The organism is Rhizobium sp. L51/94, from assembly GCF_019355555.1.
GTDB classification, from domain to species: domain Bacteria; phylum Pseudomonadota; class Alphaproteobacteria; order Rhizobiales; family Rhizobiaceae; genus Rhizobium; species Rhizobium rhododendri.
In genome coordinates, this window is sequence record NZ_CP072141.1 from 2600889 (window position 1) to 2616348 (window position 15460).

Here is a 15460-nt window from a genome sequence, read left to right on the forward strand (position 1 = left end):
CCAGTTGCATTCGATGCACGTCATGCACTCATTCGCCACGCCCCAAAAGAGCACAGGTTGTATCGTGACTATCGGAGCATCGCTGACGGTTCGAAGGTCAGAGATTGAGTGCCCGGCGAACGGCGTGGGACAGCCCCAACCCCTTGCTTGCCAAAGCCGATGCTGGAGATTGCGGCGCAGGCGTTTCGGGTTCGCGCAAGCCCGTCCGGCCATCGATCGTACGGCCACGATCGAGACGAAGACCGGCGAGGGGCTGCGTTCCAAGCCAGGCGCTTTTGCTCGTCGCCACCAGGCAACCCAGCACCCGGTCGCAGCGATCCGGCGAGGAGCGCATCGGCAGCAGGATGACCTCGAATGTCATCGAGCGGCCATAGCCGCCATTGCCCGTTGCGTTGAGCACGGCCGGCGAAACCCCGTCCATGACGCCCTTGGCAAAGGTGACGGCCTCGGCACCCTGGCTGCTCCACAGCGAAGAAAAAGGCATGTCGCGAAGTTCCCGGCCGAAAAGGCTGCAAATCATCGTCCCCGCCAGTCGAAACCGGGGACCGCCGTCATCGGCGGCTTCCAGGATGAAGACCTGCGGCAACATGTGGCGGATGGCACCCGGATCGATCTCGGACCGCAACGGAGCGTCGGCGATCCCTCGGGTGCTCTTCCAATAGGTAAACAGTTCAAAGCTCGTATCCAGGCGCATGGTCGGTCCGTGTGTCAATTCGGTGCAGGATGGCGGATATTTCCGCCCTCTGGTCCATCCCATGCTTATTCCGTGCCACGGCAACCGGCTTAGGGTTAACGAAGCCTTTCAATTGACCGGCGACGTCTTCCCGTGAGATCGAGGATGATAATCATCCGAAGGGGTGACAGCGCCGACTTCAAGCCGCCCGGCTCAATCGGGCGGCTTCTTTTTTGGCAACCGCTCCTGTATGCCTTGCGTTTTCCTTTCACGACGAAGAGCATGACATGCAAGACGATGCGCCGAAGCTTCCGCCGACCGTGGAGAACCGCCCAGACGCGCCTCCGCCGCGCACGCCGATCTTCAATCTGCCCCCCGTGCTCGTCGCCAGCCTAGGCCTGCTGCTGGCGATCTTCCTGATCCAAAGCGTATTTTTCTCGACGGACACGCTCGACTGGTTCTTCTTTACTTTCGGCTTCGTACCGGGCCGCTACATAACGCCTTTGTCGCAGCAGGGTCTGGAGTGGCTCTGGACGCCGGTGAGCTATTCGCTGCTGCATGCGAGCATCGAGCACATCCTGTTCAACGGCTTGTGGCTGATGGCCTTCGGTGCGCCGGTGGCTCGCCGCATCGGCCCGGTGCGCTACATCGCATTCTGGATACTCTCGGCAATCGCAGCTGCAGCACTCAATGCCGCCATCCATTGGGGCCAGATGACGTTGATGATAGGCGCATCGGGCGTCGTCTCGGCGCTGATGGGGGCTGCCTGCCGCTTTGCATTTCCGCCCGAGAAACGCGGGCCTCGCCCGATGGAATCGCACCTCAATCCAAGACTGTCGATCATTGGCGCATTGCGAAGCCGGACAGTCCTGATGTTCATCCTGTTCTGGTTCTTCACCAATATCCTCATCGCCTTCGGCATGCCGCTGATTGGCGATGGATCGCAGGACGTGGCATGGGACGCTCATGTCGGCGGCTTTATCTTCGGTTTCCTGCTCTTTTCGCTGTTCGACCGCCCGATAGAATTGCCGACGCCGCCTGAAGACGTCGCCGCCATCGATGGCTGAAGGTTGCATTCCCGGCAACCTGAGTGCAACATCGAATTCCGGCCGCGCGGAGGGAGGAGACCACGGGCGACCGGAATCCTATTGCGATTTCGAAAGGGGAGGATCGAATGCCAATTTCCGTAAAATCCATTTTGGACGCCAAGGGTCGCGCCGTGGTGACCGTCGGTCCGGACACTACGCTGCTTGAGGCCGCTGCGATCCTTGCGGAACACCGCATCGGTGCGCTGGTGATCGGATCGCTCGGAGGCACTATCTCCGGCATATTCACGGAGCGGGACGTTGTAAAAGCTGTTGCCAAATATGGCCGCTCCAGCCTCGACCAGCCCGTCGTAGAAGTGATGAGTTACAACATCGTCCGCTGTAGCGAAGATTCGACGGTCGACGAGGTCATGGAGATGATGACCCAGAGACGGTTCCGCCATGTACCGGTGGAAGACGACGGCAAGCTCAGCGGCATCATTTCGATCGGCGACGTCGTCAAGGCCCATATCCGCGAGATTGAACTCGAGGCCGAACAGATCAAGGCCTATATTGCTGGATGAAATATCCTGGGGAGTGGGCTGATCACAGCACCTCCCCAGCCATGATTGCCGAACGAGCGCCACCCCACCCACTTCAGCGGGCGTAAGCTTCCTGCATGCGGCGAATCTCCGGAAGTCGGGCCGAAGCCTCCTCATAGCCGCGATCGATAGCCGCACCGGCGCGATAGAACTCGGAAAGGCCGATATCGCTCAGTCGCGGATGGAGCGCCAGATCCGGTGGATCGCCGGCAAGGCGCGCGCGCGAAATCCTGTCCTGTATGATGTTGAAGGCCTGCACCATGACGCCGGTCATGCCGAGCCTGGTGTACGGCGCTTCGGGCTGGCGATGGATGTCGGTCGCCGGCAGCAGAGCGTTGTGCTTGACCACGGCGGAGCGGCCGTAGAGATCGTAATTGAGGTTGACCGCGACGACCAGCGGCTGCTCGTAGGACCGGCAGACCGAGACCGGCACCGGATTGACGAGTGCGCCGTCGACGAGCGTTCGGTTGTTGCTGCGCACGGGCTCGAAAATTCCGGGCAGCGCGTAGGACGCCCGCAACGCTGTGATCAATGATCCGTTGGTAATCCACACCTCATGGCCGGTGTTGAGTTCGGCCGCCACGGCGACGAAAGGCCGGGGCAGGTCCTCGATGTTCAGCCCCTGCAGATGCTCCTGCATCCGCTTGGTCAGCCGCATCCCGCCGAACAGCCCGCTTCCGCCGATGGTCAGGTCGAGCAGGCTGGCAATGCGGCGCATGGTGAGCGAGCGGGCGAAGGATTCGAGTTCATCGAGCTTGCCGGCAAGATAGCAACCGCCGACGAGTGCGCCGATCGATGTGCCGGCAATCATGCCGATCTCGATGCCGGCCTCGTCGAGCGCCCTCAGCACGCCGATATGCGCCCAGCCTCGCGCTGCGCCGCCGCCCAGCGCCAACGCGATTTTCGCTTTGCTTGGAAGGACCGGAATGAGGGCCGTTGCGGAGAGATCGTTGCCTTTGGCCGGGGAGGTAACCGCCGGACTCTGTCCGGCGCCCTGACGATTGAAACGCCAGTTCAGCATCTTGTCTTCCTTCGAGGCGTATTGCGCCTCTTGTTATGTCGCGTCCCTTTTTGTTTGCCTGAACATCATACGTCGACAGGACTTAACAGTGTAATGCCCTGCCGGATCAATTTGTCTTAATGGCCATACACATCGCGTGGGTCGAAGTGGCGGTGGGTGTCGACGATTCGCACCACCGGCTTACCGTCCTGCAATTCGACAACCCGGTAGAAACACGAGCGGCGACCGGTATGGCAGGTTGCAGCGTGGCCACCCACCTCGACCTTCAGCAGGATGGCATCCTGGTCGCAATCGGTGCGGATTTCCACCACCGTCTGGAGATTGCCGGAGGTTTCGCCCTTCTTCCAGATCTTGGCGCGCGACCGGCTGAAATAATGCGCAATGCCGGTGCTGAGCGTGAGGGACAGAGCCTCGGCGTTCATGTGCGCTACCATGAGCAGGACACCATCACTGGCGTCGGTGACGACAGCGGTGATCAGACCGCCATCGTCGAAACGCGGCGTGAACTCGCCGTCATCCTCAAGTTCCGCCTTGTCGCGGGAAGGCTCCCTGAATCCTATCATCGCAAACCGTCACCTGAAATTAGCGTCCGCGCACCAGCGTCATGAAACGCGCCTGCTCGGCCGGATCGACCTTGTAAGAGCCGGTGAACCGTGTCGTCAGCGTTGTCGATCCCTGCTTCTGCACGCCGCGCATGGCCATGCACATATGCTCGGCCTCGATCATGATTGCAACGCCACGAGGACGCAGCGTCTCGTCGATTGCGGTGGCGATCTGTGCCGTCATAGTTTCCTGGGTCTGCAGGCGGCGCCCGAAGATATCGACCACACGGGCGATCTTGGAAAGGCCAAGAACGCGGCCGTTCGGCAGGTAGGCCACATGAGCTTTTCCAATGATCGGCACCATGTGGTGCTCGCAATGGGAAAAGAACGGAATGTCGCGCACCAGAACCATGTCGTCGTAGCCAGCCACTTCCTCGAAGGTCCGGCCAAGCACATCTTCCGGATCCAGGTCGTAACCGGCGAACAGTTCGCGGTATGACTTGGCGACGCGTGCGGGCGTGTCGATCAATCCCTCCCGGGTCGGGTCGTCACCGGCCCAGCGGAGAAGGACACGCACGGCATCCTCGGCTTCCTTTTGAGTAGGACGATCCGGGTGGGTGTCGGTCAGCGCCAAATTCTTCAACACAGCGTCCATTTCAGGCTCTCCTGATCCGCGATAGGGATCGTTTCAGTCTCGTCAGCGACATTGCCAGCCGGACACGGCTTTCGGCAAAATCAGTCCATACGTCCAGATTCTCGCGGCCGTCGTACACTGTTTCGGGTGAAACTCGCAGAAGAGCGTTGTAAAATCATGTCCTACGAACGAGATACATATAGTACGGCACCCTTGATGTGAAAGTGTTCGATCGGACACGGTGTGTTTTTCGTTTAGAATACAGTGACCGCCATATCGGAGCCCGGAGCGCAATGGACGACATCTACAACACCAAAATCCTTGAGTTTGCCGGCAACATTACGCGTATCGGTGTGATCGAGGATGCGGACGCCAGCGCCAAGGCGCACTCGCGTCTATGTGGCTCCCGCGTCACAATATGGCTGAAACTCGAGGGAAATATGGTCAGCGACTTCACCCACGACGTCAAGGCATGCGCGCTCGGCCAGGCTTCATCGTCGCTCATGGCACGCCATGTTGTCGGGGCGACCGTGTCAGAACTGCGCCAGGCTCAAAGCGACATGCTGGCGATGCTGAAGGCAGACGGCGAGGGGCCTGTCGGCCGATTCGAGGAGATGCGATACCTCCGCCCGGTCAAGGACTATAAGGCGCGGCACGCATCGACGATGCTGACATTCGACGCCGTCATCGATGCCATCGAGCAGATCGAGGCCAAACGCGGCGTAGCCGTGGAGGCCTGACCATGTGCGACGCGCACGGCCATGGCGACAAACCCCGCCAATCCAGAAACTATGCCGGTCCCTTCCGCAAGACCCCGGACCGACTGCTCGGTATTGGCCTGATCCGCCTCTACCAGCTGACACTTTCCGGCTTCATCGGCAATTCCTGTCGCCACCTGCCGACCTGTTCGGAATACGGCTATGAGGCAATCGCACGACATGGCCTCTGGCCCGGCGGCTGGATGACGTTGTTTCGCGTCGGCAGTTGCGGTCCTGGCGGCAGCAGCGGCTTCGACCCCGTTCCGGAGGTTCTCGAGCGCAGATACCGGTGGTGGACGCCGTGGCGATATCTGGCCCTACGCCGCTCGCCGGGCGCCTGATGAACAACATCACACACGGCCGGGTAGAACATGAAGGGCGTGCCTGATCTTTACTCAAAGCCTGAAAACATCTATCAGGCGCTGCGAGATCGGCGGCCGATTGCCCCGTCTCGTTTATGACGCACCACCCGCATTGGTTGGCGGGACTGGATAAGGAAGCTTATGATGACGGACGCTATTTCCCTGACATTTCCCGATGGTTCGGTGCGCGGCTTTGCAGCCGGCGCAACAGGCCGGGATGTCGCCGAATCGATATCAAAGTCGCTGGCCAAGAAGGCCGTGGCGATTACCATAGACGGCACCGTACGGGACCTCTCCGAACCGGTGACATCAGGGGCGATCGAGATCGTCACCCGTACCGACGCACGCGCGCTGGAACTCATCCGCCACGACGCAGCCCATGTCATGGCAGAAGCCGTGCAAGAACTATGGCCCGGTACGCAAGTGACCATCGGTCCCGTGATCGAGAACGGTTTCTATTACGACTTTGCCAAGAACGAGCCGTTTACGCCGGACGACCTGCCCGTCATCGAAAAGAAGATGAAGGAAATCATCCAGCGCAACAAGCCGTTCACCAGAGAGATCTGGTCGCGCGAAAAGGCCAAGCAGGTATTTGCCGACAAGGGCGAGACCTACAAGGTCCAGCTGGTCGATGCGATCCCTGCCGGCCAGGATCTGAAGATTTACTACCAGGGCGACTGGTTCGACCTCTGCCGCGGCCCGCACATGGCCTCGACTGGCCAGATCGGCACTGCCTTCAAGCTGATGAAGGTGGCCGGTGCCTACTGGCGTGGCGACAGCAACAACCCGATGCTGACCCGCATCTACGGCACGGCGTTCGCCGAACAGTCGGAACTCGACAACTACCTGAACATTCTGGCTGAAGCCGAGAAGCGCGATCATCGTCGCCTCGGCCGCGAGATGGACCTTTTCCATTTCCAGGAAGAGGGACCTGGCGTGGTCTTCTGGCATGGCAAGGGATGGCGGCTGTTCCAGTCGCTGGTATCCTACATGCGCCGGCGTCTTGCGCGCGACTACCAGGAAGTCAATGCGCCGCAGGTGCTCGACAAGTCGCTCTGGGAAACCTCGGGACACTGGGGCTGGTACCGCGACAACATGTTCAAGGTGACGGTTGCCGGCGACGAGACCGACGACGAACGCGTCTTCGCGCTGAAGCCCATGAACTGCCCCGGTCATATTCAGATCTTCAAGCATGGCTTGAAGTCGTACCGCGAACTGCCTGTACGCCTTGCAGAATTCGGCAATGTTCATCGCTACGAACCCTCCGGCGCGTTGCACGGGCTGATGCGCGTACGCGGCTTTACGCAGGACGACGCCCACATCTTCTGCACCGACGAACAGATGGCCGCCGAATGCCTGAAGATCAACGATCTCATCCTGTCGGTCTACGAGGATTTCGGCTTCCAGGAAATCGTCGTCAAGTTGTCGACACGGCCGGAAAAGCGGGTCGGGTCGGATGCCCTGTGGGATCGCGCCGAAGCCGTCATGATGGAAGTGCTCCAGACCATCGAGGCGCAATCGGGCGGGCGTATCAAGACTGGCATCCTGCCGGGCGAGGGCGCCTTCTACGGTCCGAAGTTCGAATACACGCTGCGTGACGCCATCGGCCGCGAATGGCAGTGCGGGACGACGCAGGTCGACTTCAACCTGCCGGAACGCTTTGGCGCCTTCTACATCGACCAGAACTCGGAAAAAACCCAGCCGGTTATGATCCATCGCGCCATCTGCGGCTCGATGGAGCGCTTCCTCGGTATCCTGATCGAGAACTTCGCCGGTCACATGCCGCTGTGGATTTCACCGCAGCAGATCGTCGTCGCAACCATCACATCCGAGGCTGACGACTACGGCATGGAAGTAGCCGAGATGCTGCGCGAAGCAGGCCTGCAGGTCGAGACCGACTTCCGCAACGAGAAGATCAACTACAAGATCCGCGAGCACAGCGTCACCAAGGTGCCCGTGATCATCGTTTGCGGCAAGAAGGAAGCCGAAGAGCGCTCGGTCAATATCCGCCGCCTCGGTTCGCAGGCACAGACTTCGATGTCGCTCGATGCGGCTATCGAAAGCCTGACGCTGGAAGCCACGCCTCCTGACGTTCGCCGCAAGGCAGCGGAGAAGGCGGCCCGGGCAGCCTGAGCGATCACCCTCTGACAGAGCCGTGCTGGCTCTGTCAGAGAACTGACATCGAAGTGTAATATACCGACGCCAGTGTGATCAGGGGCGGGTCTTTCCCGGGATAATCGTGAAGCTCAAAGTGCTTTCCTACGCCAATGACCGTGACCCCCGGCTGAAGCGCTGGTTCATTCGCTCCATCGAGGGACTGTCGGGCCGGGATCGTTACGCGCGGCTTTACGACATCTGGCGCAGCGACATCGTTGCCTCCGGCGACCGGGTGTTCGGCAAGATGCTGGATCTTATCGACATCCGCATGGACGTGCGCGGCGCCTGGCCGCCGGCGAACCTGCCCGATACGCCGCTCGTCATCGTCGCCAATCATCCCTTCGGCATCGGCGACGGAATCGCGGTGCTGGCGCTCGCCGAACAGCTCGGTCGCCCCTTCCGGGTGCTGATCAACGATGAACTGCTCAAGGTTCCGGAGATGAGCGCCTATTCGCTGCCGATCTCGTTCGAGGAAACCCGCGAGGCGATGGCGATGAATATGCAGACCCGTCACGAAGCCGTTCGTCTCTTGAAGGAAGGCGTGACCATCATCGTCTTTCCCGCTGGTGGCGTGGCCACGGCGAAACGGGGCTTTGGGCTGGCTGAGGATCTGCCCTGGAAGATTTTCCCGGCCAAGCTGGTGCAGGCAGCGCGGGCATCCGTCATTCCGATCTATTTCGAAGGCCAGAACGGCCGTCTGTTCCACCTTGCGAGCAAGCTATCCCTGACGCTACGCATCTCTATGCTGATTCGGGAATTCCGACGCCTCTCCGGCAGCACGATCACCTCACATATCGGCGAACTCATCACCTTTGAAAAGCTCAGCGAGGGTGCCGATCGCAAGGATCTGCTGTCGCGACTTTATAGCGCCGTGTTCTCGATGGCGCCGCCGAAGCGCCCGGTTCTCAGCCGCGCCAGCTGAGTTTGGCCGAACTGAGGTGAACCCGGCTAATCCATGCTGGTGCCGTCGTCGCCTGCGGGTAGCGGCGGCTGGACGGCCGAGGGGCCTCCCGCCTCGGGCGGCGCGGTTGGCGCTTGTGCGGCCGGCGCCTGCGGGGAAGGCGCCTGTTGCAGCTGGTCGTCAGGTCCGTTTTCGGGATCCTGCAGATCCTGCGGCTGCTGCTCTTTCATCAGCACCTCGACATCGGTGTTTTTGCCGGCCGCGACACTGAAATCCCGCTGATAGATCTTGTCCTTGTTGCGCGCGACCGCGGTGTAACGCCCCTCGGCCAGGATCATCGTCGGGAAGGCACTGACGCTCTCGCCGACAATGTCGCCGGCAGCCGTCAGCACGGACCAGGCTGTATCGGCAATAGCCTCGCCGCCGGCATCCGAAACCAGCTTGAAGGTGAGTTTTGCGGCGCGATGCTGGATCGTTGCCTCGGTCACCTTGCCGGCCTCGACCTGGATATCGGCGCGGATGATGGCATTGACCTGCCCGTATTCCGAGACAATGTGGTAGGTCCCGGCGCTGAGTCCCACCAGCGTGTTCGGCTTGACGTCGGACATGACGAGACCGCGTGTCCCGTCCTCCTTCACCTCGTTGGAATAGACGGAAAAGCTGAGCTCGGCCGGTGGAATCCTGACATCGGAGCCGGACACCGCGTTGAGCAGGATACCGCCGGCATCGAGCACCATGACCTGCTTCTGCGTCTCGCCGCTTTCCGGCACTGTGAGCTTCTTGGTAACGCCGGCACGACCGAATGAAACGTTGACGAAATAATCCCCCGGGCCGAGCTGAAAGGCCGCCGAACCGCCTTTGGAGCTTGCCACCAGCGGCAGTTTTCCGTCACCGCCAGCGACGGGACTGAACACGTACCAGGACAGACCCTGTTGCAAAGGCGGTCCATCCGCCGTCAGCTTGGCGTCGAGTGCGACATCGCGGATGGCGGCGGCCTTCTTGTCCGTCCCCGGGGAGATGAAAGCGTTTAGCTTCGGCATTTTCGCCGTACTGTCGAGCTGCTTGAATTCCTTGAAGGCATCGTCTGCCCGGACGGAGAGGCCGGTAGCGAGCAAAAGCATCGCCGTCAGGCCTATACGACCGGTATGAACAAAAGCCGACATGAATTCCCACCGATCGATGACGCGTATCAATCTGCAACAGAAGACCAACGCGGTGGCAAATTCAAGACCTTGGCCATCATAGCCCCCGGGTTTCGCATGGTTTTGTCCCTGCAGCGGCAATTGACATCGGCGCAACCGACAGCGACAAACCGGCATCGCCATTCATGACACTTGCGACCTTGTCGCCACGATGGAATTTCTGATGAAAAACGACATCACGCTGATCGATTACCTCGCTGTCCGCCGGTCGACGCCTGCCTTCCAGATGTGCGAACCCGGGCCGGGCAGGGGCGAACTCGAGGACATGTTGCGACTGGCCTCGCGCGTGCCGGATCACGGCAAGCTCGCACCCTGGCGCTTTATCGTCTACCAGGGCAACGAGCGAGCCAAGATCGGCGAGGCGCTGCTGCAATTGGCGCTGGAGGCAAAGCCTGACCTTTCCGACGAAATGAGGAAGGTCGAACTCGCCCGGTTCACCCGCGCGCCTGTCGTCATCGCCGTCGTCAGCACCGCCGGACCTCATGTCAAGGTGCCCGAATGGGAGCAGGTCCTGTCGGCTGGCGCGCTCTGCCTCAATCTGTCGATGGCGGCCAACGCCCATGGCTATGTCGCGAACTGGCTGAGCGAGTGGTTTGCCTATGACGAGCGCGCCTATCCGTTGCTCGGCATCAGGCCCGGCGAGAAGGTTGCGGGTTTCATCCATGTCGGATCGACCACCTTCCCGATCACCGAGCGGCCGCGCCCTGAACTCAGCGACACCGTGACCTGGGTCGGCGGAGGCGACGGCTGATGTTCTACAGCACGGACACCAACCGGCACGGCCTGTCCCACGATCCGTTCAAATCCATCGTCACGCCAAGGCCCATTGGCTGGATCGGCAGCAAGGGCAGGGATGGCTCGATCAACCTGTCGCCCTACTCATTCTTCAACGCTGTCTGCGACACCCCGAAGATCATCATGTTCTCCTCGCAGGGCCGCAAGGACAGCGCCCGGAACGCTGAGGAGACCGGCGTCTTCACCGCAAATTTCGTCAGCCGCAACCTCCTCGAACAGATGAACGCCTCTTCGGTGAGCGTACCCTATGGCGTCGACGAGTTTGCTGTCGCGGGTTTGACAGCGGCACCCGCTCAGCTGATCGATGCGCCCTATGTTGCGGAGGCCTTCGCCGTGCTCGAATGCAGGGTGACGGAAATCCGTAATCCCATGACCTTGTCCGGGACGCCGGCCAACAATTTCATGGTGTTCGGCGAAGTCGTCGGCATCCACATCGACGAGGCAATCATCCGCGACGGGCGCCTCGACATGGAACTGGCACAGCCCATGGGCCGCATGGGCTATATGGACTACAGCGAGGCCAGCACCGTGTTCGAACTGCTGCGTCCACCCACGCCAAAGTCGTAATTCGATGTCGATTTACCCGTCGTCGGCCAATTCGACAATCTTACCGGACGCTTAACGCCTATGGTGAACCAATCATAAACTTTTTGCCGCTAGCCTCGGAATCACAGTAGCGGACGGCAGCCGTCCCCAACATCGAGGCCGGAAAAGTGATCGTAGAGGCATTTCTTCGCTGGGCGGAAACGGCCAAGGCCGGCGACAGGGCAAGGGCTGCCAATGCGCTCGGACGGGCGTATCTTGGCACAACCATGCCAGCTGCCGAACGCGATGCGGCCGAGATGGCGATGACTTTCCTGCTTGACGATCCATCACCACGCGTCCGCCTGTCTCTCGCGGAAGCGTTGGCCCATGCAGCAGATGCGCCGCGCAACGTCATCCTGTCGCTGGCAACCGACCAGCCCGAAATTGCTGCGCAGGTCATCCTCTGCTCGCCGCTGTTTAACGACGCCGATCTCGTCGACCTCGCTTCGCGCGGCGACAGCGTCACGCGGGTGCTGATTGCCTCGCGCGGAGCGCTCGGTCCCTCGGTTGTCGCGGCCATTGCCGAGATCGGCGACGAAGAGGAAGTTCTTTGCCTGCTGGAGAATGGCGGGGCTTGCTGGTCGCGCGCTTCGTTGAAGCGTGTCACAGATCGGCTCGGCCATTCCGCCGATATCCGCCGTCTGCTGCTGGAGATGCATGACTTGCCCTGCGATGCACGCCATCTGCTGATGCAGCAGGTCAGCGACGCGCTGGCGGAATTTTCGCTCGTACAGGCAACCCTCAGCCCGCGCCGCCTGCAGCATGTGACCCGAGAGGCAGGCGAAGCGGCTACCGTGGCAATCGCGGGTGCCGTCAACCATGATGAAATCTCCGGAATGGTCGAGCACCTGCGGCTGTCCGGGCGCCTGACGCCGGCTTTCCTGATGCACACGCTGTGCAGCGGCAAGGTCGATTTCTTTGCCGGCGCCGTCGCCAATCTCTCAGGCTGCAGCGAGCCCCGCGTCCGTTCCATCCTCGGCACCGGACGCATGCATGCCGTGCGTGCCCTCTTTGAAGCCGCCGGATTGCCGCGCGACATCAGCACGCTGTTCGTCGAGGCGACGATGCTCTGGCGCCAGGCTTCGCGTTCGACCATGGAGACGATGCTCGATACCGTGTCTCAACGTCTGTTGCGACGCCTTGGTCGGAGACACGGCACTGCTGGCGGCGCCACCGACTTGCTGGTGATGGTGGAAAAGCTGCACATCCAGGAGCAGCGTCAATCGGCCCGCAATTTCGTCTCCCAGGCAATGCCCTGCGCGGCCTGAGAAACCTAAGGATCGCCTATTTCCCCGCCTCGACTTCGGCGATGAAAGCCTTGATGATTTCGGTAAGCAATGCCGGCTGTTCGACGCAGGCTATATGTCCGGCATCGCGGATCAGCTCATAGCGCGCATCGGGAATACGCTTGGCCATCGCCAGAACGACAACTGGCGGTGTCGAGCCGTCCTTACCGCCGGCGACACAGATCGTCGGTACGGCGATGGACGTCGCCGCCGCCTCATAGTCCGCGTCTCTCAACGCCTCGCAGGTCGCCACGTATCCCTCGGCCGGCTGACGGACCAGCATATTCCGATAGCCGGCATAGGCTGTATTCTCTGGGCGTCGGAATTCTACCGTGAACCATTGCTCCATGATGCCGTCGGCAAGCGCCTCGATGCCACCGGCATTGACTGCGGCGATGCGGTCGTTCCAGAGTGCGGGTGTCCCTATCCTCGGCGCCGTGCCGCAAAGGATGAGACCTCGTACCAGTTCCGGACGGCGATGGTAAAGCGACTGGGCAATAAGCCCACCAACAGACAGCCCGCAGATATACGCATTGCTGACCGAGAGCATGTCGAGAAGACCGGCGAGGTCGCCGGCATGGTCCTCGATCGCATATGGCGTCCGGCCAACATCCGAAAGACCATGACCGCGCTTGTCATAGAGGACGATGGCGAAATCGCCCGCAAGGCGGACGATCACGTCGCGCCATATGCGGAAATCCGTGCCGAGAGCATTGGCAAAGACGATCGTCGGCTTGTCGGCCGGCGCGCCGATGATTTGATAATGGATCATCACATCGTTGATGCGGGCAAACTGCATGCTTTGTCCTCACGATCGGTTTAGGCTTCCTTAGCCAGCGGCATGCCGGCAAAACGCTCTATTGCCATGAGGATCGCTGCACGGCAAAGAAAATCAGTCCGTTGCAGCGAGCGGCTTAGGTCAGTTCGATCAGTCGCCACTCCGAGCCACGGACACCTCGGGGAGAGCATTCCGACGCTCATCTACCCAATGGCTGGCGGATTGGTTCGGAACAATAGCAAACCGATTTTGTTGTCCTAGCAACGCCGCAAGGGCCTCCGTCCCGGCGCTCGAGGAATTGACAGCCAATGCAGAAACATCATCAGAGCCTGAGAAGCATTGCCCGCATCCACGGCATAGACCTCCGAAGGCCGCTCTCTGACGGCAGCACAACGGCAGTATCCGACGCTACACTGCGGATGATGCTGACGGCGCTCAAGGTCACGTTCGATGATGAAACAGCACCCACATGCCCCGCCAACTGTTTCCTACCTCCAGAAATCGTGGACCGTCCGTGCTGGGGTCTGAGCCTGCAACTCTACGAGCTTCGTTCAGCCCGGAACTGGGGCATCGGTGACTTCCTCGACCTTGAGGCGTGCTGCGATATCGCCGGCCCGCTGGGTGCCGACTTCATTGGCCTTAACCCGCTGCATGCACCATTCACGGCCGATCCCGAGCGCTGCAGCCCCTATGAGCCTTCCAACAGGCAGTTTCTCAACCCTTTCTATATTTCAGTCGATGCGGTCGAAGGCTTCGTGATGACGCCCGCGCTGGATGAGCGCATCCGGCGACTTCGTGCCACGGAGCTTGTGGACTACAGGCAAGTGGCGGAACTGAAGCTCGAGGTGCTGCTAGATCTCTGGACGAGCGGGAAGGGCGGTCGCGGTAGCCCTGATTTTGCCGCCTATGTCTCGGAAGGCGGCGAAGGTCTGCAGCGACACGCCCTCTTTGAAGCCCTCTCTACCGAGATGGCCAGGCGCGGTGTCGGGACCGGTTGGCACGCATGGCCGGAGGCTTATCGCACTCCATTTTCAGAGGAGGTCGGCCGCTTTGCGGAGGAGCACGCCGAAAACATCATGTTCCACAAATGGCTGCAGTGGCTGGCGCATCAGCAACTCGGCCTAGCCGGCACCCGTGCCAGGGAACGTGGCATGCGCATCGGGCTATACCTCGACCTTGCCGTCGGCGAGGCGCTCGACGGCTCTGCGACCTGGAGCGACCCGGATTTCTACGTCTCCGGCGCCAGCATCGGTAACCCGCCCGAACCCTATGCCATCGACGGCCAGGACTGGCGGCTGGCCGCCCTTCTGCCGGACGCGATCGCATCTGGCGAAGCCTCGCCGTTCCAAAAGATGCTGGCGGCTGCCATGCGCTACGCCGGCGCTATCCGCATCGACCACGCGGCCGCTCTTTCGCGCCTCTTTCTCGTACCCACCAGCGGCACTCCGGCAGACGGGGCATATGTTTCCTATCCGCAGGAAGACCTGATCCAGGTCCTTTCCAGCGCATCGCAGCAATACCGCTCTATTGTCATTGGCGAAGATCTCGGCAATATCCCCGGTGGTCTCCGCGAAGACCTCGCCGACGCGCAGATCCTCTCCTACCGCATTCTGTCCTACGAGCGAAACGGGCAGGGGTTCATCGCACCGGAAGCGTACCCGGCCCTCGCGCTTGCCTGCGTCTCCACCCACGATCACCAGACATTTACGGGCTGGTGGCGCGGCGACGACATTGCTCTACGCTCTGAGCATCGGCTGGTGCCCGCCGAGCTTGCCGAAGTCCACGAGATCGCAAGGCAGGAGGAGCGTGATGACCTCCTGCGTGCCTTTGCAGATGCCGAGGTTCGCGAGCCAGCGATAACAACGGGCGAAGACGAAAGTATTGCTCTTGCCGTAGCCTCCTATCGCTATATCGCGCAGACGCCATCCGCGATGGTAGCGGTCAGGCTTGCAGACCTCACCAACGAACCGAACCCGACCAACATTCCAGGTACCAGCACCAGCTATCCGAACTGGAAGCCCAAGCTGTCAGTCCCGCTGGAATCGCTCGGTGAGGCACCGCTGTTTCGTGAAATCGTCAGCGCCATCAGTCAGATCCGACCGCGATAGTGCAAAGGCAGCAGGCTGAGGTAACTTGCTG

Annotated in this window: 16 protein-coding genes; 10 read left to right on the forward strand and 6 right to left on the reverse strand. The window is 61.0% G+C overall.

The features are described from left to right. Positions 1–97: 97 nt before the first annotated feature. Complete coding sequence (locus J5274_RS12785; protein WP_219274622.1) at positions 98–694, reverse strand: PAS domain-containing protein; 597 nt, start codon at positions 692–694, stop codon at positions 98–100. Positions 695–960: 266 nt separating this feature from the next. On the opposite strand from J5274_RS12785, the gene J5274_RS12790 reads away from it, so the two are divergent. Both J5274_RS12790 and J5274_RS12795 read left to right on the forward strand, forming a co-directional pair. Further along, on the forward strand, positions 961–1740 hold the full coding sequence (locus J5274_RS12790; RefSeq protein ID WP_142822702.1) for a rhomboid family intramembrane serine protease: 780 nt from the start codon (positions 961–963) through the stop codon (positions 1738–1740). 107 nt (positions 1741–1847) lie between these two features. Further along, positions 1848–2282: a CBS domain-containing protein gene (locus J5274_RS12795; RefSeq protein ID WP_142822703.1), complete on the forward strand. Its 435-nt coding sequence runs from the start codon at positions 1848–1850 to the stop codon at positions 2280–2282. A gap of 73 nt (positions 2283–2355) precedes the next feature. Here J5274_RS12795 and J5274_RS12800 read toward each other — a convergent pair whose 3' ends face one another. The 3 genes from J5274_RS12800 to folE all read right to left on the reverse strand — a co-directional run bounded on the left by J5274_RS12800 (position 2356) and on the right by folE (position 4518). Continuing rightward, complete coding sequence (locus J5274_RS12800) at positions 2356–3321, reverse strand: patatin family protein (protein WP_142822704.1); 966 nt, start codon at positions 3319–3321, stop codon at positions 2356–2358. A gap of 116 nt (positions 3322–3437) precedes the next feature. After that, the gene (hisI, locus tag J5274_RS12805) at positions 3438–3884 is read right to left on the reverse strand and encodes a phosphoribosyl-AMP cyclohydrolase (protein WP_142822705.1); all 447 of its coding nucleotides are present in this window, start codon (positions 3882–3884) and stop codon (positions 3438–3440) included. A 19-nt stretch (positions 3885–3903) separates the two neighbouring features. Further along, on the reverse strand, positions 3904–4518 hold the full coding sequence (gene folE / locus J5274_RS12810; protein WP_142822706.1) for a GTP cyclohydrolase I FolE: 615 nt from the start codon (positions 4516–4518) through the stop codon (positions 3904–3906). A gap of 272 nt (positions 4519–4790) precedes the next feature. Between folE and J5274_RS12815 the strand changes: the two genes are divergently transcribed. The 4 genes from J5274_RS12815 to J5274_RS12830 all read left to right on the forward strand — a co-directional run bounded on the left by J5274_RS12815 (position 4791) and on the right by J5274_RS12830 (position 8696). Continuing rightward, positions 4791–5237 carry an iron-sulfur cluster assembly scaffold protein gene (locus tag J5274_RS12815; protein WP_142822707.1) on the forward strand — a complete coding sequence of 149 codons (447 nt, stop codon included), beginning with the start codon at positions 4791–4793 and terminating at the stop codon, positions 5235–5237. 2 nt (positions 5238–5239) lie between these two features. Continuing rightward, positions 5240–5596, forward strand: coding sequence for a membrane protein insertion efficiency factor YidD (gene yidD, locus J5274_RS12820; RefSeq protein ID WP_142822708.1), 357 nt, complete (start codon positions 5240–5242; stop codon positions 5594–5596). Between the two features lie 165 nt (positions 5597–5761). After that, positions 5762–7750, forward strand: coding sequence for a threonine--tRNA ligase (gene thrS, locus J5274_RS12825; protein WP_142822709.1), 1989 nt, complete (start codon positions 5762–5764; stop codon positions 7748–7750). Positions 7751–7856: 106 nt separating this feature from the next. After that, positions 7857–8696 carry a lysophospholipid acyltransferase family protein gene (locus J5274_RS12830; protein WP_142822710.1) on the forward strand — a complete coding sequence of 280 codons (840 nt, stop codon included), beginning with the start codon at positions 7857–7859 and terminating at the stop codon, positions 8694–8696. Between the two features lie 26 nt (positions 8697–8722). Here J5274_RS12830 and J5274_RS12835 read toward each other — a convergent pair whose 3' ends face one another. After that, positions 8723–9838, reverse strand: coding sequence for a hypothetical protein (locus J5274_RS12835; RefSeq protein WP_374113721.1), 1116 nt, complete (start codon positions 9836–9838; stop codon positions 8723–8725). A gap of 202 nt (positions 9839–10040) precedes the next feature. Between J5274_RS12835 and J5274_RS12840 the strand changes: the two genes are divergently transcribed. The 3 genes from J5274_RS12840 to J5274_RS12850 all read left to right on the forward strand — a co-directional run bounded on the left by J5274_RS12840 (position 10041) and on the right by J5274_RS12850 (position 12525). Continuing rightward, positions 10041–10628 (forward strand): nitroreductase, encoded by a 588-nt coding sequence (locus J5274_RS12840; RefSeq protein ID WP_142822711.1) that lies wholly within the window; start codon positions 10041–10043, stop codon positions 10626–10628. Then, a complete protein-coding gene (locus J5274_RS12845) occupies positions 10628–11239 on the forward strand; it encodes a flavin reductase family protein (protein ID WP_142822712.1) in 612 nt (203 codons plus the stop codon). Before J5274_RS12840 ends, J5274_RS12845 begins: the two co-directional genes overlap by 1 nt. Before the next feature lie 146 nt (positions 11240–11385). Continuing rightward, on the forward strand, positions 11386–12525 hold the full coding sequence (locus tag J5274_RS12850; RefSeq protein WP_142822713.1) for a DUF2336 domain-containing protein: 1140 nt from the start codon (positions 11386–11388) through the stop codon (positions 12523–12525). Positions 12526–12541: 16 nt separating this feature from the next. On the opposite strand, the gene pcaD is transcribed toward J5274_RS12850, so the two are convergent. Continuing rightward, positions 12542–13342, reverse strand: a complete 801-nt coding sequence (gene pcaD / locus J5274_RS12855; RefSeq protein ID WP_142822714.1) for a 3-oxoadipate enol-lactonase — start codon at positions 13340–13342, stop codon at positions 12542–12544. Positions 13343–13629: 287 nt separating this feature from the next. Between pcaD and malQ the strand changes: the two genes are divergently transcribed. Beyond that, positions 13630–15429 carry a 4-alpha-glucanotransferase gene (gene malQ / locus J5274_RS12860; RefSeq protein WP_142822715.1) on the forward strand — a complete coding sequence of 600 codons (1800 nt, stop codon included), beginning with the start codon at positions 13630–13632 and terminating at the stop codon, positions 15427–15429. Positions 15430–15460 lie beyond the last annotated feature (31 nt).

What these genes read in the sequence shown, in the direction of transcription:
- J5274_RS12785 (WP_219274622.1), bottom strand. Translation starts at nt 694, where the DNA reads ATGCGCCTGGATACGAGCTTTGAACTGTTTACCTATTGGAAGAGCACC.
- J5274_RS12790 (WP_142822702.1), top strand. Translation starts at nt 961, where the DNA reads ATGCAAGACGATGCGCCGAAGCTTCCGCCGACCGTGGAGAACCGCCCA.
- J5274_RS12795 (WP_142822703.1), top strand. Translation starts at nt 1,848, where the DNA reads ATGCCAATTTCCGTAAAATCCATTTTGGACGCCAAGGGTCGCGCCGTG.
- J5274_RS12800 (WP_142822704.1), bottom strand. Translation starts at nt 3,321, where the DNA reads ATGCTGAACTGGCGTTTCAATCGTCAGGGCGCCGGACAGAGTCCGGCG.
- hisI (WP_142822705.1), bottom strand. Translation starts at nt 3,884, where the DNA reads ATGATAGGATTCAGGGAGCCTTCCCGCGACAAGGCGGAACTTGAGGAT.
- folE (WP_142822706.1), bottom strand. Translation starts at nt 4,518, where the DNA reads ATGGACGCTGTGTTGAAGAATTTGGCGCTGACCGACACCCACCCGGAT.
- J5274_RS12815 (WP_142822707.1), top strand. Translation starts at nt 4,791, where the DNA reads ATGGACGACATCTACAACACCAAAATCCTTGAGTTTGCCGGCAACATT.
- yidD (WP_142822708.1), top strand. Translation starts at nt 5,240, where the DNA reads ATGTGCGACGCGCACGGCCATGGCGACAAACCCCGCCAATCCAGAAAC.
- thrS (WP_142822709.1), top strand. Translation starts at nt 5,762, where the DNA reads ATGACGGACGCTATTTCCCTGACATTTCCCGATGGTTCGGTGCGCGGC.
- J5274_RS12835 (WP_374113721.1), bottom strand. Translation starts at nt 9,838, where the DNA reads ATGTCGGCTTTTGTTCATACCGGTCGTATAGGCCTGACGGCGATGCTT.
- J5274_RS12840 (WP_142822711.1), top strand. Translation starts at nt 10,041, where the DNA reads ATGAAAAACGACATCACGCTGATCGATTACCTCGCTGTCCGCCGGTCG.
- J5274_RS12845 (WP_142822712.1), top strand. Translation starts at nt 10,628, where the DNA reads ATGTTCTACAGCACGGACACCAACCGGCACGGCCTGTCCCACGATCCG.
- pcaD (WP_142822714.1), bottom strand. Translation starts at nt 13,342, where the DNA reads ATGCAGTTTGCCCGCATCAACGATGTGATGATCCATTATCAAATCATC.
- malQ (WP_142822715.1), top strand. Translation starts at nt 13,630, where the DNA reads ATGCAGAAACATCATCAGAGCCTGAGAAGCATTGCCCGCATCCACGGC.